The organism is Variovorax sp. GW822-FHT04A09 (assembly GCF_058801005.1).
Genome location: NZ_JBXAMV010000009.1, coordinates 23,144 through 41,409 on the forward strand (window position 1 = coordinate 23,144; position 18,266 = coordinate 41,409).

General features: G+C 69.8%; 16 protein-coding genes. 9 read left to right on the top strand and 7 right to left on the bottom strand.

The window, feature by feature from the left end; translation table 11 throughout:
* The first annotated feature begins 161 nt into the window (after positions 1–161).
* From AC1RLW_RS30400 to AC1RLW_RS30430, 7 genes are all read left to right on the top strand, one after another.
* Positions 162–701, top strand: a complete 540-nt coding sequence (locus AC1RLW_RS30400; RefSeq protein ID WP_493196148.1) for a sigma-70 family RNA polymerase sigma factor — start codon at positions 162–164, stop codon at positions 699–701.
* Positions 694–1,632, top strand: a complete 939-nt coding sequence (locus tag AC1RLW_RS30405; protein WP_493196149.1) for a FecR family protein — start codon at positions 694–696, stop codon at positions 1,630–1,632. Before AC1RLW_RS30400 ends, AC1RLW_RS30405 begins: the two co-directional genes overlap by 8 nt.
* An 85-nt stretch (positions 1,633–1,717) precedes the next feature.
* Positions 1,718–4,201 carry a TonB-dependent siderophore receptor gene (locus AC1RLW_RS30410; protein ID WP_493196150.1) on the top strand — a complete coding sequence of 828 codons (2,484 nt, stop codon included), beginning with the start codon at positions 1,718–1,720 and terminating at the stop codon, positions 4,199–4,201.
* 171 nt (positions 4,202–4,372) lie between these two features.
* Complete coding sequence (locus AC1RLW_RS30415) at positions 4,373–6,553, top strand: TonB-dependent siderophore receptor (protein WP_493196151.1); 2,181 nt, start codon at positions 4,373–4,375, stop codon at positions 6,551–6,553.
* Positions 6,554–6,606: 53 nt separating this feature from the next.
* Positions 6,607–7,245, top strand: coding sequence for a DUF4198 domain-containing protein (locus tag AC1RLW_RS30420; protein WP_307588223.1), 639 nt, complete (start codon positions 6,607–6,609; stop codon positions 7,243–7,245).
* 31 nt (positions 7,246–7,276) lie between these two features.
* Entirely contained in the window at positions 7,277–7,639 is a 363-nt protein-coding gene (locus AC1RLW_RS30425; protein WP_447747628.1) for a DUF3325 domain-containing protein, read from the top strand.
* Between the two features lie 118 nt (positions 7,640–7,757).
* On the top strand, positions 7,758–8,801 hold the full coding sequence (locus AC1RLW_RS30430) for an NADP-dependent oxidoreductase (protein WP_493196152.1): 1,044 nt from the start codon (positions 7,758–7,760) through the stop codon (positions 8,799–8,801).
* Between the two features lie 108 nt (positions 8,802–8,909).
* Here the strand turns inward: AC1RLW_RS30430 and AC1RLW_RS30435 are convergent, their stop codons facing one another.
* Positions 8,910–9,785 (bottom strand): hypothetical protein, encoded by an 876-nt coding sequence (locus tag AC1RLW_RS30435; RefSeq protein WP_493196154.1) that lies wholly within the window; start codon positions 9,783–9,785, stop codon positions 8,910–8,912.
* Between the two features lie 268 nt (positions 9,786–10,053).
* Here AC1RLW_RS30435 and AC1RLW_RS30440 point away from each other — a divergent pair, with 268 nt between their 5' ends.
* On the top strand, positions 10,054–11,115 hold the full coding sequence (locus AC1RLW_RS30440; RefSeq protein ID WP_493196155.1) for a DUF6708 domain-containing protein: 1,062 nt from the start codon (positions 10,054–10,056) through the stop codon (positions 11,113–11,115).
* Positions 11,116–11,196: 81 nt separating this feature from the next.
* Here AC1RLW_RS30440 and AC1RLW_RS30445 read toward each other — a convergent pair whose 3' ends face one another.
* The 6 genes from AC1RLW_RS30445 to AC1RLW_RS30470 form a co-directional block, all read right to left on the bottom strand.
* Entirely contained in the window at positions 11,197–11,526 is a 330-nt protein-coding gene (locus tag AC1RLW_RS30445) for a hypothetical protein (RefSeq protein WP_095747028.1), read from the bottom strand.
* A 79-nt stretch (positions 11,527–11,605) separates the two neighbouring features.
* Positions 11,606–12,457 (bottom strand): DMT family transporter, encoded by an 852-nt coding sequence (locus tag AC1RLW_RS30450; RefSeq protein WP_493196156.1) that lies wholly within the window; start codon positions 12,455–12,457, stop codon positions 11,606–11,608.
* 64 nt (positions 12,458–12,521) lie between these two features.
* Positions 12,522–13,211, bottom strand: a complete 690-nt coding sequence (locus tag AC1RLW_RS30455) for a helix-turn-helix domain-containing protein (protein ID WP_487847403.1) — start codon at positions 13,209–13,211, stop codon at positions 12,522–12,524.
* 38 nt (positions 13,212–13,249) lie between these two features.
* Complete coding sequence (locus tag AC1RLW_RS30460; protein ID WP_493196157.1) at positions 13,250–14,371, bottom strand: SLC13 family permease; 1,122 nt, start codon at positions 14,369–14,371, stop codon at positions 13,250–13,252.
* Positions 14,372–14,375: 4 nt separating this feature from the next.
* On the bottom strand, positions 14,376–15,929 hold the full coding sequence (locus AC1RLW_RS30465; RefSeq protein ID WP_493196225.1) for a class I adenylate-forming enzyme family protein: 1,554 nt from the start codon (positions 15,927–15,929) through the stop codon (positions 14,376–14,378).
* A gap of 87 nt (positions 15,930–16,016) precedes the next feature.
* Complete coding sequence (locus AC1RLW_RS30470; RefSeq protein ID WP_493196159.1) at positions 16,017–16,901, bottom strand: LysR substrate-binding domain-containing protein; 885 nt, start codon at positions 16,899–16,901, stop codon at positions 16,017–16,019.
* A gap of 175 nt (positions 16,902–17,076) precedes the next feature.
* Between AC1RLW_RS30470 and psrA the strand changes: the two genes are divergently transcribed.
* Positions 17,077–18,171: an iron-containing alcohol dehydrogenase PsrA gene (psrA, locus tag AC1RLW_RS30475; RefSeq protein ID WP_493196160.1), complete on the top strand. Its 1,095-nt coding sequence runs from the start codon at positions 17,077–17,079 to the stop codon at positions 18,169–18,171.
* Positions 18,172–18,266 lie beyond the last annotated feature (95 nt).

Sequence of the window (18,266 nt, forward strand, 5' to 3'; positions counted from 1 at the left end):
AAAGCGAGGGTCATGCTGCTAAGACGTGCGAGGCGCGGAAACGGGTAGCCCGCGCGGTGCCTCATGCGGAATGAGACGATTCGGGGGACAGGACAAACTTTACAAATCTATAATGAGAATAACTCTCAATTGCGTCGCTGCCCGCGATGCCCCTTCACACCATGTCCCATCCGGAAGTCCGGCAGCTGTACGTCGACCACCAGGGCTGGCTGCGCAGCTGGTTGCTGGGCCGCCTGCGCTGCGGCTTCACCGCGGCCGATCTCACGCACGACACCTTTCTCAACCTCATCGAGCTGCCGCAGCAGCCGGTGCTGCGCCAGCCGCGCGCCTTCCTGCAGGTGGTGGCCAGCCGGTTGATGATCAACCGCTTCCGCCGCATGCAGGTCGAGGCCGAGGTGCTGCGCACCGTCGCGCTGATGGCCGAGGACGCCTGCGCGCCGAGCGCCGAGGACAAGGCCTGCGCACGCGAGCTGCTGGGCCAGGTGCTCGCGCTCCTGGCGACCGAGCTCGACGTGAAGAGCCGCACCGCCTTCCTGATGGCGCGCGTCGAAGGGCGCTCGTACCGCGAGATCGCGGCCGAACTGGGCGTGTCCGAGACGCGCGTGAAGCAGTACCTCGCGAAGGTGCTGGCGCATTGCCATGGCCGCCTGGCCGCGGCCGTGCCCGAAGCGGAAAGCGCCGACGCCCCGGCCCATGCCTGACGCGGCCACCGAGCGCCTGCGCGAGGAGGCGGCGCTGTGGGCCGTGACCCTCGCCGACGACAGCGTGGACGACGCCACGCGCGCCGCCTGCGCGGCCTGGTGCGCGCTCGACGAGCGCCATGCGCGGCTGCTGGCCGAGATGCGCCGCATGTGGGAGTCGGTCACGCCCGACACCCCCGCGCCGCAGCCCACACGCCGCGGCCTGTCGCGCCAGGCGCTGGGCGCGCTCGTGCTGCTGCCCTGCCTGCTCGTGGCGGGCGCCGCGATGCCGTGGCAGGCCTGGCTGGCTGACGAGCGCACCGGCACCGGCGAGATCCGCCACCTCACGCTCGAGGACGGCAGCCGCGTCGCGCTGAACAGCGACTCGGCCATCGACATCGATTTGTCGGGCAGCGTGCGCCGCGTGCAGCTGCTGCGCGGCGAGGTCTTCGTCGAGGTCGCGCACGGCGACAAGCCTTTTGCCGTGGTCGACCGCGACGGCAGCGCGCAGGCGCTGGGCACGCGCTATGCCGTGCGGCGCGAGGCGGACGACACGCTCGTCACCGTCACCGAATCGCGCGTGCGCGTCCAGCCGCTCGAGGGCGGCGACGACCGCTGGGTCGACGTGCAGGCGGGGCAGCAGGTGCGCTTCGACCGCCGCGGCGTCACCACCGACACCGTGCCCGCCGCGCCCGGCGGACTGGCCTGGCCGCAGGGCCGGCTGGTGTTCGACGACGCGCCCGTGGCCGAGGTGCTGCGCCAGCTCGGCCGGCACCGGCCCGGCCTGCTGCTGGCCGACGACGAGGCCCTGGGCGCGCTGCGCTTCACCGGCGTGCTGCCCATCCAGCAGAGCGACGCCGCGCTCGCGCTGCTCGCCAGCGCGCTGCCGAGCTTGCGCGTGTCGACGCTGTCGCCGTGGCTGGTGCGGGTGACCACCACGGCGCCGCCGTGACCGGGCGGTCGAACTTTTTCGCGCACACCGCTACCCGTTTCCCGTGCCCGCTTGTCATAGGTGGTGAAAAGAGATTCACCACACCATGACAGGACCCGCAGACCCGACCGAGACCGCGCAGCGCTGGCATCGCCTGCGCCGTGCCTTCGCGCTGGCGAGCCTGGTGCTGCTCACCGCGCCGGCTGCCGCGCAAGCGCCCGCCGCCGATGCGGCCTTCGAGTGGCACCAGCCCGCGCAGCCGCTGAGCAGCGCGCTGACCGCGCTCGCCGTGCGCACGGGGCTGCTGCTCGGCGTCGATGCCGAGGTGGTGCGCGGCAAGCGCGCGCCTGCGCTGCAGGGCCGCTACACGGCGCGCGAGGCGCTGCTGCAGCTGCTCGAAGGCAGCGGCCTCGAAGCGGTGCGCGGTGCTTCGGGCGGCTACGCACTGCGCGTCGCGGCGCAGCGCGCACCGGGTCCGAAGCCGCAGGCCGAAGCGCCGGCTGCCGGCGGTGCGCTCAGCGAGGTCACGGTCACCGGCGGGCGCGACACCGGCACCGTCACCGAAGGCACGGGCTCCTACACCACCGACGGCGCGATCGGTACCGCAACGCGGCTTGAACTCAGCCTGCGCGAGACGCCGCAGTCGGTCAGCGTGCTCACGCGCGACCGCATCGACGACCAGGGCCTGGGCCAGATCAGCGACGTGCTGCGCCAGGCGCCCGGCCTGAGCTTCGTGCAAAGCGGCAACGCCGGCACCGACGCCAACGCCGTCTATGCGCGCGGCTTCGAGGTCGAGAACTACCAGGTCGACGGCATCCCGCAGGCCGGCACCTGGTTGCTGCAGACGGGTGACCTGGCCTTCTACGACCGCGTCGAGGTGGTGCGCGGCGCCACCGGTCTGCTCAATGGCGTGGGCACGCCGGCGGCCACCGTCAACCTCGTGCGCAAGCGCCCCGGCAACGCGCTGCAGGCCAGCGCTTCGTTCAGCGCGGGCACCTGGAACCGGCAGCGCGCCGAGCTCGACATCGGCGGGCCCGTCACCGCCGACGGCCGCGTGCGCGCGCGCGTGGTCGCGGCAGTGCAGGACGGCGACTCGTGGATCGAGCGTCACCACGAGAACAAGCGCCTGTTCTACGGCATCGTCGAAGCCGACCTCGCGCGCAGCACGCGCCTGAGCGCCGGCTTCGAGCTGCAGCGGCACGACAACGACGGCGTGGCGCGCGCCGGCCTGCCGCTGCATTTCAGCGACGGCAGCGAGGCCACCTACGGCCGCTCGCGCAGCGCCGCCGCGCGCTGGGCCCATTCGTACCAGGACCAGCGCCAGTACTTCGCCGCGCTCGACCACCGCTTCGACAACGGCTGGGCCGTGCACGCCGCCTTCAACCGCTCGCGCCGCGCCTACGACGACGTCATCGGCTACGCGCTGCGCGGCTACATGGACCGCGCGACCGGTGCGGGGCTCGGCCTGTGGACCAACCGCTGGAACGCGGTGCCGGTGCAGAACGCATTCGACCTGTACGCCAGTGGCCCCTTCGAACTCTTGGGCCGGCGCCACGAGCTGGTGCTGGGCTACAACGCCTCGCGCACGCACAGCGACGCGCCGCTGTACGCGGGCTGGAACGTGGCGGGCTTCGATCCGTGGATCGCGAACTTCAACACCTGGACCGGTGACCTGCCGGCCCAGCCGCACCAGCCCGTGACCGGCCGCCAGGAAACCGCCACGCGCCAGTCGGGCGCCTATGCCACGGTGCGGCTGCGGCCGACCGAGGCGCTCTCGGTCATCGTCGGCGCGCGCGCGAGCGACTGGAAGGACGCGACGCGCACCGTCCCCTTGCAGCGCGCCGCCACCCTCACCACGCGCAGCGAGAAGGGCGTCGTCACGCCGTACGCGGGCGTGGTGGTCGACCTCGACAGGCACTGGTCGGCCTACGCCAGCTACACCAGCATCTTCAAGCCGCAGGCCGCCAAGGACCGCAGCGGCACCTACCTCGATCCGCTCGAAGGGCACGCCTACGAAGCGGGCGTGAAGGGCGCGTTCCACAACGACCGGCTCAACCTCAGCGCCGCCGTGTTCCAGGTGAAGCAGGACAACCTCGCCGTGCGCCTGGACAACGAGTTCGCGCCCGACGGCTCGGCCGCCTACCGCGCCGCCAAGGGCACGACCACGCGCGGCTACGAATTTGAAATGGCCGGCGAGCTGCTGCCCGGCTGGCAGGTCGGCGGCGGCTTCGCGCACAGCGTGGCACGCGACGCGGCCGGCCGGCGCCTGAACACGCAGGTGCCGAAAAACCTGCTGAAGCTCTTCACCAGCTACCGCATCGCCGGCATCGGCAACGGCCTCACGGTGGGCGGTGGCCTGAACTGGCAGAGCGACACCTACAGCACCGGCCTGGGTCCCTCGGGCCACGCGCGCTTCACGCAGCGGGCCTACACCACGCTCGACCTCATGGCGCGCTACCCCATCAACAAGCACCTCGCCGTGTCGGTGGCGCTGAACAACGTCTTCGACACGCGCTACCGCACCAGCACCAGCAGCAGCTTCTACGGCGCCCCGCGCCACCTGCTCGTGACCTTGCGCGGCACCTACTGACGCACCGCGTTTTTTCTCCGCAGCCAGGTCGCTGCCGGTCCCTTCGCGGCCGGGTGCGTCGCTAGCCATCTCCTGCCAACGGGCGTTGCCGATCTCTCGGGTCGGGCCGCCCCCTTTCTTCATGCCATGAACCAGCATTCGTTTTCACGCGCCCGCTTCCAGCGGTCTCCCGTGGCCCTTGTCGCCCTGCTTTGCTGCGGCGTTGTCAGCGCGCAGCAGCAGCAACAGCCCGCCGCCAGCGGCGCGGCGCTGTCCGAGGTCACCGTCTCGGGCGACCGCAGCGGCCGCACCGAGGGCAGCCGCTCCTACACCGCCGAGCAGGCCTCCACCGCGACCCGCATGGACCTGTCGATCCGCGAGACGCCGCAGTCGGTGACCGTGATCACGCGCGAGCGCATGGACGACCTGGGCAGCGCCCGCATCGACGACGTGCTGGGCCAGACCACCGGCATCATGGTCGGGCAGGCCGACAGCGAGCGCGTGAACTACTCGGCACGCGGTTTCTCGATCAACAACTTCCAGATCGACGGCATGCCGCGCGGGCCGAATTCGCCGCTGTCGGACACGGTGCTGTACGACCGCATCGAGGTCATCCGCGGCGCCACCGGCCTCATGGGCGGCACGGGCGACCCGTCGGCCACCATCAACTCGGTGCGCAAGCGCCCCACGCGCGAGTTCCAGGGCAGCGCCTCGCTCAGCTACGGGCGCTGGAACCACAAGCGCGCCGAGGTCGACCTGTCGGTGCCGCTCACCGCCGACGGCCGCATCCGCGCGCGCACCGCGCTGGCCTGGCAGGACCGCGACTCGTACATGGACCTGTACCACGAGCGCAAGACCGTGGGCATGGTGATCGTCGAGGCCGACCTCACGCGCTCCACCTTGCTCACCGCCGGCATCGACTTCCAGGACAACAAGCCTACGGGCGCGACCTGGGGCGCCATTCCGTACTGGAACCACGACGGCACGCTCGCCAACCTGCCGCGCAACACCAGCCTGAGCGCGCCGTGGAGCACCTGGGCCAACAAGCAGCACACGGCCTTCGTCTCGCTGCAGCACCGCTTCGACAACGACTGGAAGGTGCACCTGGGCTATGCGCGCACCACCAGCACCAACAACACCACCGTGGCCAACGGCGGCGCGGGCTACCCCAACCGCTTCACCGGCCAGGGCATGAAGCTGTGGAGCGGCGTGTGGGGCGAGGGCGAGTACGTCAACGACAACTTCGACCTGTACGCCACCGGCCCCTTCAGCCTGTTCGGGCGGCGCCACACCTTCATCGCCGGATGGAACGGCGGCAACCAGACCTACACCTCGCAGGGCGGCACGCCGGTGATCCCGTACCCCGAGGCCATTCCCGACTACCGCACGTGGACCGGCAACATCCCGCGCCCGATCTTCCTGGCCGACGGCTCCAAGACCGTGGGCTTCACGCAGCTCAACGGCGGCTACGTGGCGGGCCGCTTCAGCCTCACCGACCCGCTGAACGTGATCGTCGGCGCGCGCGTGAGCAACTACCGCAGGTACACGCACGCCTACAACACGGCACTGCAGTACACGCGCACCACGGGCAAGTCAGAAGCGAAGGACGAGGTCACGCCTTACGTCGGCCTGGTCTACGACCTCGACAAGCGCCACTCCCTGTATGCCAGCTACACCACGCTGTTCAACCCGCAAAGCTCGAAGGATCGCAACGACCAGTACCTTGCACCCGAGACCGGCATCAGCGCCGAGCTGGGCCTGAAGGGCGAGTACTTCGGCGGTGCGCTCAATGCGTCGGCCGCCGTGTTCCAGGTCAAGAAGAAGAACCTGGCCGAGCTGGACCGCAGCGTGCCCGCGGGCTTTCGCCTGCCCGATGGCGGCCAGGCCTACGTGGCCAGCGGCGACGGCGTGACCGCGCGCGGCCTGGAGTTCGACGTGTCGGGCCAGATCACGCCCGATTGGAACGTGGCCGCCGGCTACACCTACCTGGATGCCAAGACCGCCAAGGGCGCGCGTGCCGTGCCCAACCAGCCCAGGCACCTGCTGCGCCTGTCGACCGCCTACCGCTTCAGTGGCGCCTGGCGCGGCCTGAAGGTCGGCGGCGACATGACGGCGCAAAGCGGCATCTACGGCGAGTCGTGGTATGGACAGCCGCCGCTGTTCAGCATGAAGGACCCGCTGCCGCGCATCTCGCAGAAGGCGTACGCGGTCTTCAGCCTCATGGCCAGCTACGAGATCAACAAGAACGTCACGGCGCAGCTGAACATCCGCAACGTCTTCGACAAGAAGTACTACCGCAACGTGGGCTTCTACGACAGCGTGTTCTGGGGCGAGCCGCGCAACGTGAGCCTGACCCTGCGCGCCAAGTTCTGAACAAGCAGCCTTCCATTCCGTCTCAATCCTCAACCAACCCTGGAGCATCGACCATGAAGAAACCCCTGTTCTCCCTTGCCACCCTCGCGGCGGCCGCGTTCGTTTTCTCGGGCGCCGCGCACGCCCACTTCGTCTGGCTCGAACCCGCCGCAGGCGGCGAGGCCAAGGCCTACTTCGGCGAATGGGCCGACGACCTGCGCGAGACCGAGGCGGGCCACCTGAAGCTGGTCAGCGCGCCGCGCGGCATCGCCGCCGACGGAAAGCAGACGCCCGCTACGCGCCATGCCGATCACTTCGTGGTCAAGGCCGACGCCAGCGGCGACGCGCGCCTCGTGGGTGCCTACGTCAGCGACAAGGGCGTGGCGAGCCTCTACCAGGCACGCACCGGCCGCACCGAGACCGTCGCGCGCCACACGCTCGAGCTCGTGCCGCAGGCCGCCAACAGCAACAGCTTCACGCTGCTGCTGGCGGGCAAGCCGCTGCCCAAGGCCGAGGTGGTCGTGTTCGGCCCGCCCAAGTGGGAGAAGAAGTTCACCACCGACGACGCCGGCCAGGTCACGCTGCAGACGCCCTGGCCCGGCCAGTACGTGGTCGAGGTGAACCACACCGACAAGGACGGCAAGGGCACCTGGGACGGCAAGCCCTACACGCAGACGCGCCACGTCGCCACGCTGAGCTTCGTCGTCCGGTGAGGGCGGGGCTTCCGGCGCGGGGGTGCTTTTGATGAGCACCTTCGCGCTGGTGTGCGCCCTGTTCGCGTCGGCGCTCGGCGGCTTCGTCACGTTGAGCCTGGCGATGGACCGGCATTACGAAGACGCCCACGGGCGCGGCCGCACGCCGGGCCCGTCGCGGCCCTGGCAGCAGCTGGGCGGCGCGGCGCTGCTGGGGCTGTCGCTGGTCGCCGCGCTGCGCCTGCGCGGGCCGGCCATGGGATGGGTGCTGTGGCTGGGCGCCCTCACGGCCGCCGCGCTCGTGGTGGTCGGCCTCGTGAGCTACCGGCCCGGCTGGGCGCGGCGCGTCGGCGCCGTGGCCTCCGTGCTGGGCGTCGCCACGGCGGCGGCGTACGGGCTGCTCCTGCTTCCATAGCAGGGTGCCCGGAGGGCGCGCGCGGGCTGTCGCCTGCGCTACGCGCGGGGTCGGGGCCCGCGACTACGATGCGGCTGCGTCGCCGATGCCCGGCACATTCACCCATCAAGGAGACACCATGAGCAGCGCCCTCACCAACCACCAGGTCCGTCTTGCCAAGCGCCCCGAGGGCACGGCCACGCGCGAGCACTGGCGCTTCAGCACCGAGCCCGTGGCCCAGCCCGACGAGGGCGGCGTGCTGGTCAAGACGCTGTCGCTGTCGCTCGACCCCGCCATGCGCGGCTGGCTCAACGACGCCAAGAGCTACATCCCGCCCGTGGCCATCGACGAAGTGATGCGCGCCGGCGGCATCGGCCGCGTGGTGGCCTCGAAGAACCCGCAGTTCGCCGTGGGCGACACCGTGTACGGCACGCTCGGCGTGCAGGAATACATGCTGATCCCGCAGGACCAGATCAAGCGCAACGGCCTCGTGAAGGTCGACCTGCGCGTGGGCACCATCACCCAGTGGCTCAACGTGCTGGGCATGCCCGGCATGACCGGCTACTTCGGCCTGATGGACGTGGGCATGCCCCAGGCAGGCGAAACCGTCGTCGTCTCGGGCGCGGCCGGCGCCGTGGGCCAGACCGTGGGCCAGCTGGCCAAGATCAAGGGCTGCCGCGTGGTCGGCATCGCCGGCGGCGCCGCCAAGTGCGAGTGGGTGGTGAAAGAGCTGGGCTTCGACGCCTGCATCGACTACAAGGCCGGCGCGGGCGCGGTGCGCGAAGGCCTGAAGACCCACTGCCCGAAGGGCGTGGACATCTATTTCGACAACGTCGGCGGCGACATCCTGGATGCGGTGCTGGCACGCCTGGCGCGAAAGGCCCGCGTGATCATCTGCGGCGCCATCAGCCAGTACAACAACGCCAACAGCATGCCGGCCGCCGGCCCGAAGAACTACCTGAGCCTGCTGGTGAACCGCGCGCGCATGGAAGGCATCGTGGTGTTCGACTACGCGGACCGCTACCCGATCGCCATCGCCGAGATGGCCGGCTACCTGAAGGACGGCCGCATGAAGAGCAAGGAAGACATCGTGAAGGGCCTCGACACCTTCCCCGAGTCGCTGAACAAGCTGTTTGCGGGGGAGAACTTCGGCAAGCTCGTACTTCAAGTCGCCGAAGACTGACGCTGCCGAAAGCGTCCGCAGCCCCGTCGTTCGGGGCTGCCCCCAAGCGGGGCATCAGGAGGACGACGGACCGTTGGCAAACGCGGGCGGGCTTTGCGCAACGGTCGGTCAGACCTTCGACGAGATGATGGTTTCCAGTTGGGACCCTGCCGGAATCTCCCCGATCCTGGACAGCAGTTCATCCGGCCAGCGGGCGGGCGTGCTCGTGGCCTTGACCGCCGCCATGTAGAAGGCGGTGAAGATGAAAAACAAGCTGACCCATGGAAAGCCGAACACCCCGAAAAGAACGCTCCAGGGGTGCGTCTTGAGGGACTGATGGGGCGGGATGACCCACGTTCCGATGGACCGAAGAATGCTTCCTTGGGGCTGCAGGCGAAGGTCCTCCATGTCAGCGCCCATGGCGCGGCGGTTGCGCATGAAGCGACGCGAGGCCTTGATGAGCCCGGAAACAACCATGGCGCCGCTCAAGCGATCGAAGGTCTGCGTGACCGGTATTTCGACGCTGCGTCCCTCGCTCGGGCCAGAGCTTTCGATCCGCAGGAAATGCTGGTGCAACCGTTGTCCAGTGCTCGATTCGCGGCTGGTCTCGACGGTATAGAAACGAACTTCTTTCCATGGCACAGCGCGCAGTTGGCCATCGCTTGCCCAGTAGCCCCGCCGCGCTTCGCGATCGAAAACTGCATAGATCGGCGCACGCTGAAACAGAAAGCTTCGAGGATAAAAAAGCTGCGTGCAGACCATCACAACCAGGAACATGGCGAAGCCAAACGAGGGAAGAAAAGATGCCCATTCGTTGGGCCCGTCGCTTGTGCCCATGATGAAGGTCGCGCACAGCACGCAGAGCAAGACAATCGAGCAGAACGATGCGAATGCTGCGCCCGTCTGCAACCTGTTTCGCGCAGGTCCGATGAGGACGATGTTGTCGCTGACTTTGTGCAGCACTGCCGACAGGGCCCCATCCGAAGGGGTTTTCAATGAGGTCACCGTGCTCTCGGTACAGGTGAGGATGGAAAGGAAAGAATTCTGACAACCTCCGCGCTTCGTCAGTGGGCCGGTCGTGTGAACGACCTGCACCGCGCATGGACCGCAGCAAGATACTGGACGCTCTGGGGGCCGTCATTCAAGCAGGGCTGAAGGCCGACCCGATGCACTGGCTGTGGCCCAGAATCTCCGCACCCAGACCCACCGAGCCCTGATGGGGCGATTTTCAAGAAAATGCAGCACGATACAGCTGCACCGGAGGAAGCTGAACGTGCTCAAGCATGGTGAGTTCGTGGCACCAGCCATCGCGTTGCTGCAGGGCGTCGAGCCTGCGCCGAACACGGTAGACGACCGGGCGCTCAATGGCGTGCTGGAGCGTTTCAGAAAGAACAAGCGCGCCAGCGATGAGCCCAGTGCCATGAACAATGTGGTGGCGGTGTTCAAGGACGCGATCGCGCTTCAGCAACCGGGGGCATCCGCACAGATGCGCGGATTTGCATTGATGAGCGTGGCAGCCGGCGTTGTCGTCCAGACATGGGTCCTCTGGATGCTGGTTTCCTCGGGAATGTTGAGCGTGTTCACGTCCTGGCGGCATCCGTTCCTGGCGCTGGAGATGGTGGTCGTTGCATTTCTGGCGTTCTACGTTTTTCCTCGCTGGTACCTTTTCTTCTTGCGCATGGATCTTTTTGCCCCCGAGGACGAGCCGACCGTCTTCGACCGCAAGCACCGCAAGGTCTATCGCCTGTTTCCGCTCGACGGTTCTGCCGACAGCGGGTGGCAGCGCATGCGCCTCAAACCCATCGCGCTGCAGGCGGTGGAATACGACTGGGCGTGCATCACGGCCGAACACCGTGTGACGTTGGCATCCACTGGTCAGGCCCTCTCGCGCCTGCACAGCCTGACGCTGGTGGTGCGCGACTACCGCAAGCCCGACGAAAAAGAGGGCCGCCTGCTTGATGAATTCGATGTGGGAAACAGCCTGGGCATGGGCGAGTACACCGTGCCGATGCTGTGGGAGCACATCCGGCGCTTCATGGAAGACGGGGGGCCTGGTGTTCCGCAGGGCGAGCAGCTTCAAATCTTCGAGCGCCCCCGCAGCTTGTGGCAAAGCATGGGCGTGGTCAGCCCCTTCGGACCCCAGCTGGGCTGGTGGTGGAGAACCAACCGTTTTCCGACCGTTCTTTTTCTGCTCCTTTTTCCTGTGACGTTGCCGTTCTTCACCCTGTGGGCGCTGTGCAACTGGATCAGCCACATGACCATGCGCAAGGTCATCTGGCCGCAGGAGGTACTGGAACGGGTGGGGCGGCCGGTGCCCGTCAGGAAGTCGCCTTGAGCGGCGAAAGCGGCAGCGTCGCCGTGCCCCGCCGATTGCACGGCGCATCGGCCGCCGGAGATCGATGCCGCAGGCGACGGGTCAGTCGTCCAGGTTGGGCCGCATCGGAATGTCGCCCATCGCATCGTCCTCGCGCAGGCCGCGCGCGGCCTTCAGCAGTTCGATCGAGAGGCCGTCGCCGTGGCCTGCGAAGCCCTGGGCGATGCCTTCGAGCACGGTCGACAGGTTGGTGTCGCCGTCGGTGCGCGCGTCCATGCTGATGTTCAGGACCCGCGCCGCCATCTGCCGGTAGGTGACGGCGCCCGCGCCCTCCAGCGCGGCCACCAGGTCGAGGTACAGCGCCAGGTTCATGTCGAACACCAGCTTGGGCGTGATCTCGAAATCCTCGGTCTTGTTGTTCTTCTGATCCATGGGGGTGACTCCTTTTTCCTGAGCCTCCACTCTAGCCACAAAAAACGACAAGCTCTGTCGGGCATCGCCCTGATTTGTCTCATTTCGCACGCGTGCCCATCACCGCGGCCGAGATGATCAGCGCCGCCGCCAGCGCGATGCTGGCCGTGAGCGCGCGGCCGGTCACGGCCAGCAGCAGCGCGGTGGAGGCCAGCGGCGTGAGGTAGCTCAGGATGCCGATCTGCCGCGCGTCGCCGCGCTTGAGCGCCATGTCCCACACGAAGAAGGCCGCGCCCAAGGGGCCCAGGCCGCACAGTGCGACCAGCAGCCCGTCTGTGGCCGACAGCGCCACCGCCGGCTCCAGCAGCGCATGGCAGGCCAGCGAGAGCGCGCCCGACACCAGCCCGAACAGGCCGATGGCCGAGGTCGGGAAGGGCGTGACACGCTGCGTCCACAGCGAATAGCTGGCCCAGATGAAGGCCGAGCCGGCCGCGGGCAGGAAGCCCCAGTACGTGGCGGGCGCGCCGGGAAGCGCCGAGCCGCCGCCGCGCGCACCGAGGATCGCGATGGCCGCGCCCGCGAAGCCCAGCAGCGCCGCCACCACGTGCAGCGGGCGCAGCGACACGCCCGGCAGCAGCACCGGCGCCAGCACCACCATCAGCAGCGGCCAGAGGTAGTTCACGAGGTTGGCCTCGACTGGCGGCGCATGCCGCAGCGCGATGAACAGCAGAAAGTGAAAGCCGAAGAGCCCGTACACCCCGAGCGCCAGCGTGCGCGGCGGCACGCGCCAGGCGCGGCGGTCGCGCAGCACCAGTGGCCAGCTCGGCACGCTGCCGACGATCAGCGCCAGCCCGGTCAGGAGGAAGGGCGGCAGGTGCGACAGCGCGGTGCCGAAGGTGGCGAGCGTGGCCCACAGCGCGATGGCGAGCAGGGCGTAGAAGGTGGCGGGCATGGACGCCGAGGCTACGCGCGGCGCTCGTCGCGGCCCGACGGTGCGTCGTCGCGCAACGACGAAGTCAGCGGCGCAGCGCGGCCGTGAGCGCCGATGGCGACCGGTAGCCCGTGCGGCGCGCCGTCTCGGCCACGCTCAGGCCTTCGAGCCGCAGTTCGCGCGCATGGGCCAGCCGCAGCGTGCGCAGCCAGAGCATGGCGCTGCGGCCCTGTTCCTCGCGGCAGCGCTGCGCGAACTGGCTGGGGCTCAGGCAGGCGACCTCGGCCAGGTCGGCCACGCCCAGCGGCCGGTGCCAGTTCGCCTGCGCCCAGGCCGCGAGGGCCGGCCAGTCGATGCGGCGGCGGCGCGTATCGGCGACCGAGGGCGCGGCGCCCCAGGCCTCGAGCAGCAGCGCCGGGCCGTGCTGCAGGGCGAGCGCCGCGTGCTGCGGCTGCTGCAGGCAGTGCGCGAGGTAGCGGGCCAGTGCGTGCAGCCGGGGTGCATCGGCCGGCGGCTGCTCGACGCAACGCGCCCACGGGGCGTGCGGCGTGTCGAGCACGAGGCAGACGCTGCCGCCGCGCCGGGCCTCGAAGTCGTGCCGGTCGCCGGGCGCGACCACCTGGGCCTGGCCCGTGCCGATGCCCGAGCCGCGGCCTTCGACTTCGATCTCGAGCACGCCGTCGAGCCCGAGCAGCACCTGGAAGTGGTCGTGCGCATGGCTGCCGCGCGATGGGGTGTAGTCGCGCAGCGAGAGGACGGGGGCGGGCGTGGGCATGGCGGGAGCGATTGTCCGGGCCGCCCCGCCGCCTGTCATCACCCCAGCCGCAGCAGCAGCGCCGAGGCCGCGCACACCAGCAGGAACGGAATGCTGATGCGGTGGAACTCGCGCAGCCCGTGCGGCAGCTTCGCCAGCCGCAGCGCGATCAGGTTGGCCAGCGAGCCCAGCACGCAGCCGAAGCCGCCCACGCTCACGCCGGCCGCGAGTGCCGGCAGGTCGTGCACGTAGTGGTCGAGCAGGATCGCCGCCGGCACGTTGCTGATGACCTGCGAGGCGGCAATGGCCGCGAGGTAGGCGCGCCAGCCCTCGCCGATGGGCCAGTGGCCCAGCAGCGCCGCGATGGCGGGCAGCTCGGCGGCCTGGCGCAGGTCGACGAACATCAGGGCGATGATCGCCAGCAAGGCCCAGTCGATGCCGCGCAGCACGCGCGGGTAGGTGAGCAGCAGCACGCCGAACACCGCGCCCAGGCCGGGCAGCAGCCAGTGGCGGTCGAGCGCGACCACGAAGCCGACGAACAGCACGCCGGCCAGCGCCAGCAGGCGCGGCTGCACGGGCGCGGTCTCGGTCTCCTCGCGCAGCGCGATGGGCGTGCGCGGCACCAGCCACCACACGGCCACGAACAGCCAGAACAGCATGATCGCCACGGTCGGGCCCATCATGGCCATGAAGCCGAAGAAGCTCTCGCCCGAGCGGTGCCACAGGTACAGGTTCTGCGGGTTGCCGATGGGCGTGAGCGCCGAGCCCGCGTTCACGGCCAGCGCCTGCAGCACCACCAGCCGCGCCAGCGGCAGGTGCGCCTGCACGGCCAGCACCCGCGTGAGCGGCACCAGCAGGAACAGGCTCACGTCGTTGGTCACCAGCGCCGACAGCAGCGCGGCCGTGGCCGTGAGCGCCATCGCCAGCCCGCGCTGGCTGTGCGTGTGCGCCAGAAGGCGCCGCGCGGCGGCCTGCAGCATGCCGCTCTTCTCCACGCCCTGGGTGATGGCGAGCAGGCCCGCCAGCGCGCCCACGGTCTGCCAGTCGACCAGCCGCAGCCAGTCCATCGGCGCGCGCGGGCGCACGAAGGCGAACACGACCGCGACGGCCACGAGCACCCACAGCAGGCCGTTGCCGCCGCCGTGTTCGGGCGGGGCGGTGTCGGCGCTTGCGGCGGTCACTCGATCAGGCACTCAGGTCGCGCAGCTCGCGCTTGAGCACCTTGCCGATCGCGCTGCGCGGCAGCTCGTCGATGAAGCGCAGGCGCGCCAGCCGCTGGGTCTTGCCGACCTGGGCGTTGGCCCACTGCAGCAGCGCCTCTTCGGTGGTGGCGTCGCCCTCGCGGCGCACCACGAAGGCCGCGGGCGTCTCGCCCCATTGCTCGGACGGAATGCCGACCACCGCCACGTCGGCCACCGCCGCATGGCCGCGCAGCACGCTTTCGAGGTCGCTCGGGTAGATGTTGAAGCCGCCGCTGATGATCATGTCCTTCTTGCGGTCGAACAGCGTGAGGAAGCCGTCGGCGTCGAAGCGGCCCACGTCGCCGGTGCGGATGAAGCGCTTGCCGGTGGCGTCGAACCACTCGGCCTCGCGCGTCTTCGCGGGCTGGCGGTGGTAGCCGGTCATCATGCCGGCCGAATGGCCCACCACCTCGCCGGCCACCTCGGTGTCGCCGCGCGGCAGCTCGTTGCCTTCCTCGTCGATCAGGCGGATGTCGCTGCCCGGCGCGGGCTGGCCCACGGTGTGCAGCTTGGTCGGGTTCAGGTGCGCCTCCAGGATGCAGGTGCCGCCGCCTTCGGTCATGCCGTAGAACTCGACCAGCCCGCCGGGCCAGCGCTTGAGCACGTCGGCCTTGAGCGCCGCGTTGAAGGGCGCGCTGGTGCTGAACTTGTGGCGGAAGGTCGAGAGGTCGTGCGCGTCGAAGCGCGGGTGCGCCATCAGGCGCTGGTACTGCACCGGCACGAGCATGGTGTGCGTCACGCGGTGCTGCACGGCCAGCTGCAGGTAGCCCAGCGCGTCGAACTTGGGCATCAGCACCACGCAGCCGCCGAAGGCGAGGGTGGGGAAGAACACCACCAGCGTGGTGTTGGAGTACAGCGGCGTCGACAGCAGCGTGACCGTCTCGGGCCCGTACTCGTACTTGGCGCCGCGCTGGATGTGCGACCAGCGCATGCCGTGGCCCTGCACGATGCCCTTGGGCTCGCCGGTGGTGCCCGACGAATAGATGATGTTGAAGGCCCAGTCGGGCTGCACCTCGACGGGCTCCGGCTTCGCGCCGGGCGCCGCGAGCCAGTCGTCGAGCGCGCGGCCGACGTCGGAGCCGTCGAGCGCGATGTGCGGCAGGCCCGTGGCCTGCGCGGCGCCCACCACCTCGGCGGCCGAGGCGTCGGTGAACAGCAGGCGCGCGTCGGCGTCGGTGATCATGCGCGCCAGGCTGGCGGGCGCCGAGCCGGGGGCCAGCGGGGCCACCGCGACGCCCGCGCGCAGCGCGCCCAGGAACACGGCGGCGTAGGGCACCGACGAGGCGGCGCAGACCGCGATGGCGTCGCCGGCGCGCAGGCCGTCGCGCTGCAGGGCGGCGGCGATGCGGTCCATGAGCGCGTCGAGCGCGCGGTAGTCCAGCGTCTGCTGGGCATCGGCCAGCGCGGGGCGCTCGGGCGTGTGCTGGGCGTGGAGGCGGACCAGGTCGGCAAGGGTGCCGAAGTCGCGCGCGGCGGCGTCCTGGAGGGCGGGGTGCAAGTTCAAGGTCGATCCTTCGTCTGGGGCCAGACGGCAGGATAGCGAAGAAGCCCGCCGCGGGGTGTGCCGCCGGCGACGAAACCCTGCTCAGCCGGCCGTGTCGTCGCCCTGCTGCGCCACCTCGAACAGCGCGCGGATCAGCGGCCGGTCCTTGCGCACCGCCAGGCAGCACAGCGAGTAGCTGATCGACAGCTCGTCGTCGTCGATCTCCACCATCTTCAGGCCGGGCAGCGGAATGCACTCGATCTGCGTCACGAAGCCCACGCCCATGCCGTTGGCCACGGCGTGCAGGATGGCCTCGCGGCTGTTGATCTCCATCACGCAGTGCATCTGCACGCCCTGCTGCGCGCAGGCGCGTTCGACGCGGTGGCGCGTCTTGGAGCCGGGCTCGCGCAGGATCACCGGCTCGCCCGCGATGTCGCGCGTGGCGATGGTGCGCTTCTTGGCCCACGGGTGCTTCGCGGGCACCACGGCCACGATGCGCTCCACGCGGTACGGCACCTGGTGCAGGCCTTCGATCTCGGGCGGCTCGACGAGGATGCCGACGTCGATGTCGAAGTCCTGCAGCCCGCCGAGCGTGGAGGCCTCGGAGCCGATCGACACCGTCAGGTCGAGTCCGGCGTGGCTGCGCTTGAAGCTGCGCGCCAGCTCCAGCGCGATGGGCGGCGACACCGCGCCCACGCGCACCAGCCCCGTGCGCAGCTTGTGGGCGCGCTGCAGGAACTGCATCGCCTCTTCCTCCTGCCCGAACAGGCCCTGCGTGATCGCATACAGCTGCTCGCCCGCGGCCGTGAGCCGCACGGCGCGCCCGCTGCGCAGGAACAGCTCGACGTTGAAGCGCTCTTCCAGCGCCTTGACCTGGTCGGTCACGGTGGGCTGGCCGATGTGCAGGTAGCGCGCGGCCGTGGTGAAGCCGCCGGTCTTGGCGACGGCGTGGAAGCAGCGGATCCACTTGTAGTACTGGTGAAACATGGGGCGGTCGTGAGGGGCGTGCGCCGAGCCTCCCTCAGATGCGGCGCCGGCGCCTATGCAGGCTTTCCCGAAGGCATCCATCGGTTTTGGACGGGTTGCACGCGCGAAATGCGATTGGACGCCCCGGCACGCCGCTTCGACACTGCGGCCCAGACAGAAACCGGAGACAAAAAAGATGCCCCACGCCTACCGCAACCCCGTGTCCATTCATTCCGGGCGAGGCAGCCTCGCACGGCTGCCCGCGCTCCTGGCGGGCCGCCGCGTCGCGCTCGTCACCTTCCCCGAGGCCCGCGGCCTGGGCCTGGTCGAGCGCCTGCAGGCGCTGCTGGGCGACGCGCTCGTCACCGTGATCGACGACGTGCGCCCCAACCCCGACGTCGCCCACCTGCGCGAGCTCTACAACACCTTCTGGCAATCGGACGCGCCCTGCGACGCCATCGTGGCGGTGGGCGGCGGCAGCGCCATCGACACGGCCAAGGCGCTGATGGTGGGCACGGCCAACGGGCAGTTCGACGAGCTCGTCGCGCTGCTGGCCACCGGCAAGCCCTTCGTGCCCGCCAGCGTCAAGCCGCTGATCGCCGTGCCGACCACCGCCGGCACCGGCAGCGAGGTGACGCCGTGGGCCACCATCTGGGACGCCGGCAACCAGAAGAAATACTCGCTGCACCTGGACGCCACCTGGCCCGAGGCCGCCATCGTCGACCCCGAGCTCATGCTCTCGGTGCCGGCGGGCACCACGGTGTCGACGGGGCTCGATGCGCTCTCGCACGCGCTCGAAGCCATCTGGAACGTCAACGCCAACCCGGTCTCCGACACCTTCGCCGTCTCGGCCGTGCGCGACATCTTCGACTGCCTGCCGGCGCTGCTGAAGGACCTGGGCAACCTCGACCTGCGCGAGCGCATGGCGCTGGCCGCGCTGAAGGCAGGCATGGCGTTTTCCAACACCAAGACGGCGCTGGCGCATTCCATCTCCTACGAGATGACGCTGCGCCACGGCCTGGCCCACGGCATCGCGTGCTCGTTCACGCTGCCCCTCGTGCTGGAGAAAGCCTGGGCCCGCTCGCCCGACCGCGACCGGACGCTGCAGCTGCTGTTCGGCGCCGACATGGCGACCGCCACGCAGCGACTGCGGGCTTTCCTGCAGGGGCTTGGCGTGAAGACCGAGTTTGCCGACTATGGCGTTGCGGACAGCGAAGCGGCGGCCATGATCGCGCGCGCCATGGACGGGGCGCGCGGCAAGAACTTCATCGGCGCGGCGGCGTTGGCCTGACAGGCAGGGACTGCGCAGCGAGACAAGACAGAGACAGCCAGACACGACAGACACGACAGACAGCATGCCGGCCATCGAGCCGGCCCCACGGGCCC

What these genes read in the sequence shown, in the direction of transcription:
- AC1RLW_RS30400 (WP_493196148.1), top strand. Translation starts at nt 162, where the DNA reads ATGTCCCATCCGGAAGTCCGGCAGCTGTACGTCGACCACCAGGGCTGG.
- AC1RLW_RS30410 (WP_493196150.1), top strand. Translation starts at nt 1,718, where the DNA reads ATGACAGGACCCGCAGACCCGACCGAGACCGCGCAGCGCTGGCATCGC.
- AC1RLW_RS30455 (WP_487847403.1), bottom strand. Translation starts at nt 13,211, where the DNA reads ATGCCCACGCCCGCCCCCGTCCTCTCGCTGCGCGACTACACCCCATCG.
- psrA (WP_493196160.1), top strand. Translation starts at nt 17,077, where the DNA reads ATGCCCCACGCCTACCGCAACCCCGTGTCCATTCATTCCGGGCGAGGC.
- AC1RLW_RS30425 (WP_447747628.1), top strand. Translation starts at nt 7,277, where the DNA reads ATGAGCACCTTCGCGCTGGTGTGCGCCCTGTTCGCGTCGGCGCTCGGC.
- AC1RLW_RS30470 (WP_493196159.1), bottom strand. Translation starts at nt 16,901, where the DNA reads ATGTTTCACCAGTACTACAAGTGGATCCGCTGCTTCCACGCCGTCGCC.
- AC1RLW_RS30420 (WP_307588223.1), top strand. Translation starts at nt 6,607, where the DNA reads ATGAAGAAACCCCTGTTCTCCCTTGCCACCCTCGCGGCGGCCGCGTTC.
- AC1RLW_RS30445 (WP_095747028.1), bottom strand. Translation starts at nt 11,526, where the DNA reads ATGGATCAGAAGAACAACAAGACCGAGGATTTCGAGATCACGCCCAAG.
- AC1RLW_RS30430 (WP_493196152.1), top strand. Translation starts at nt 7,758, where the DNA reads ATGAGCAGCGCCCTCACCAACCACCAGGTCCGTCTTGCCAAGCGCCCC.
- AC1RLW_RS30405 (WP_493196149.1), top strand. Translation starts at nt 694, where the DNA reads ATGCCTGACGCGGCCACCGAGCGCCTGCGCGAGGAGGCGGCGCTGTGG.
- AC1RLW_RS30450 (WP_493196156.1), bottom strand. Translation starts at nt 12,457, where the DNA reads ATGCCCGCCACCTTCTACGCCCTGCTCGCCATCGCGCTGTGGGCCACG.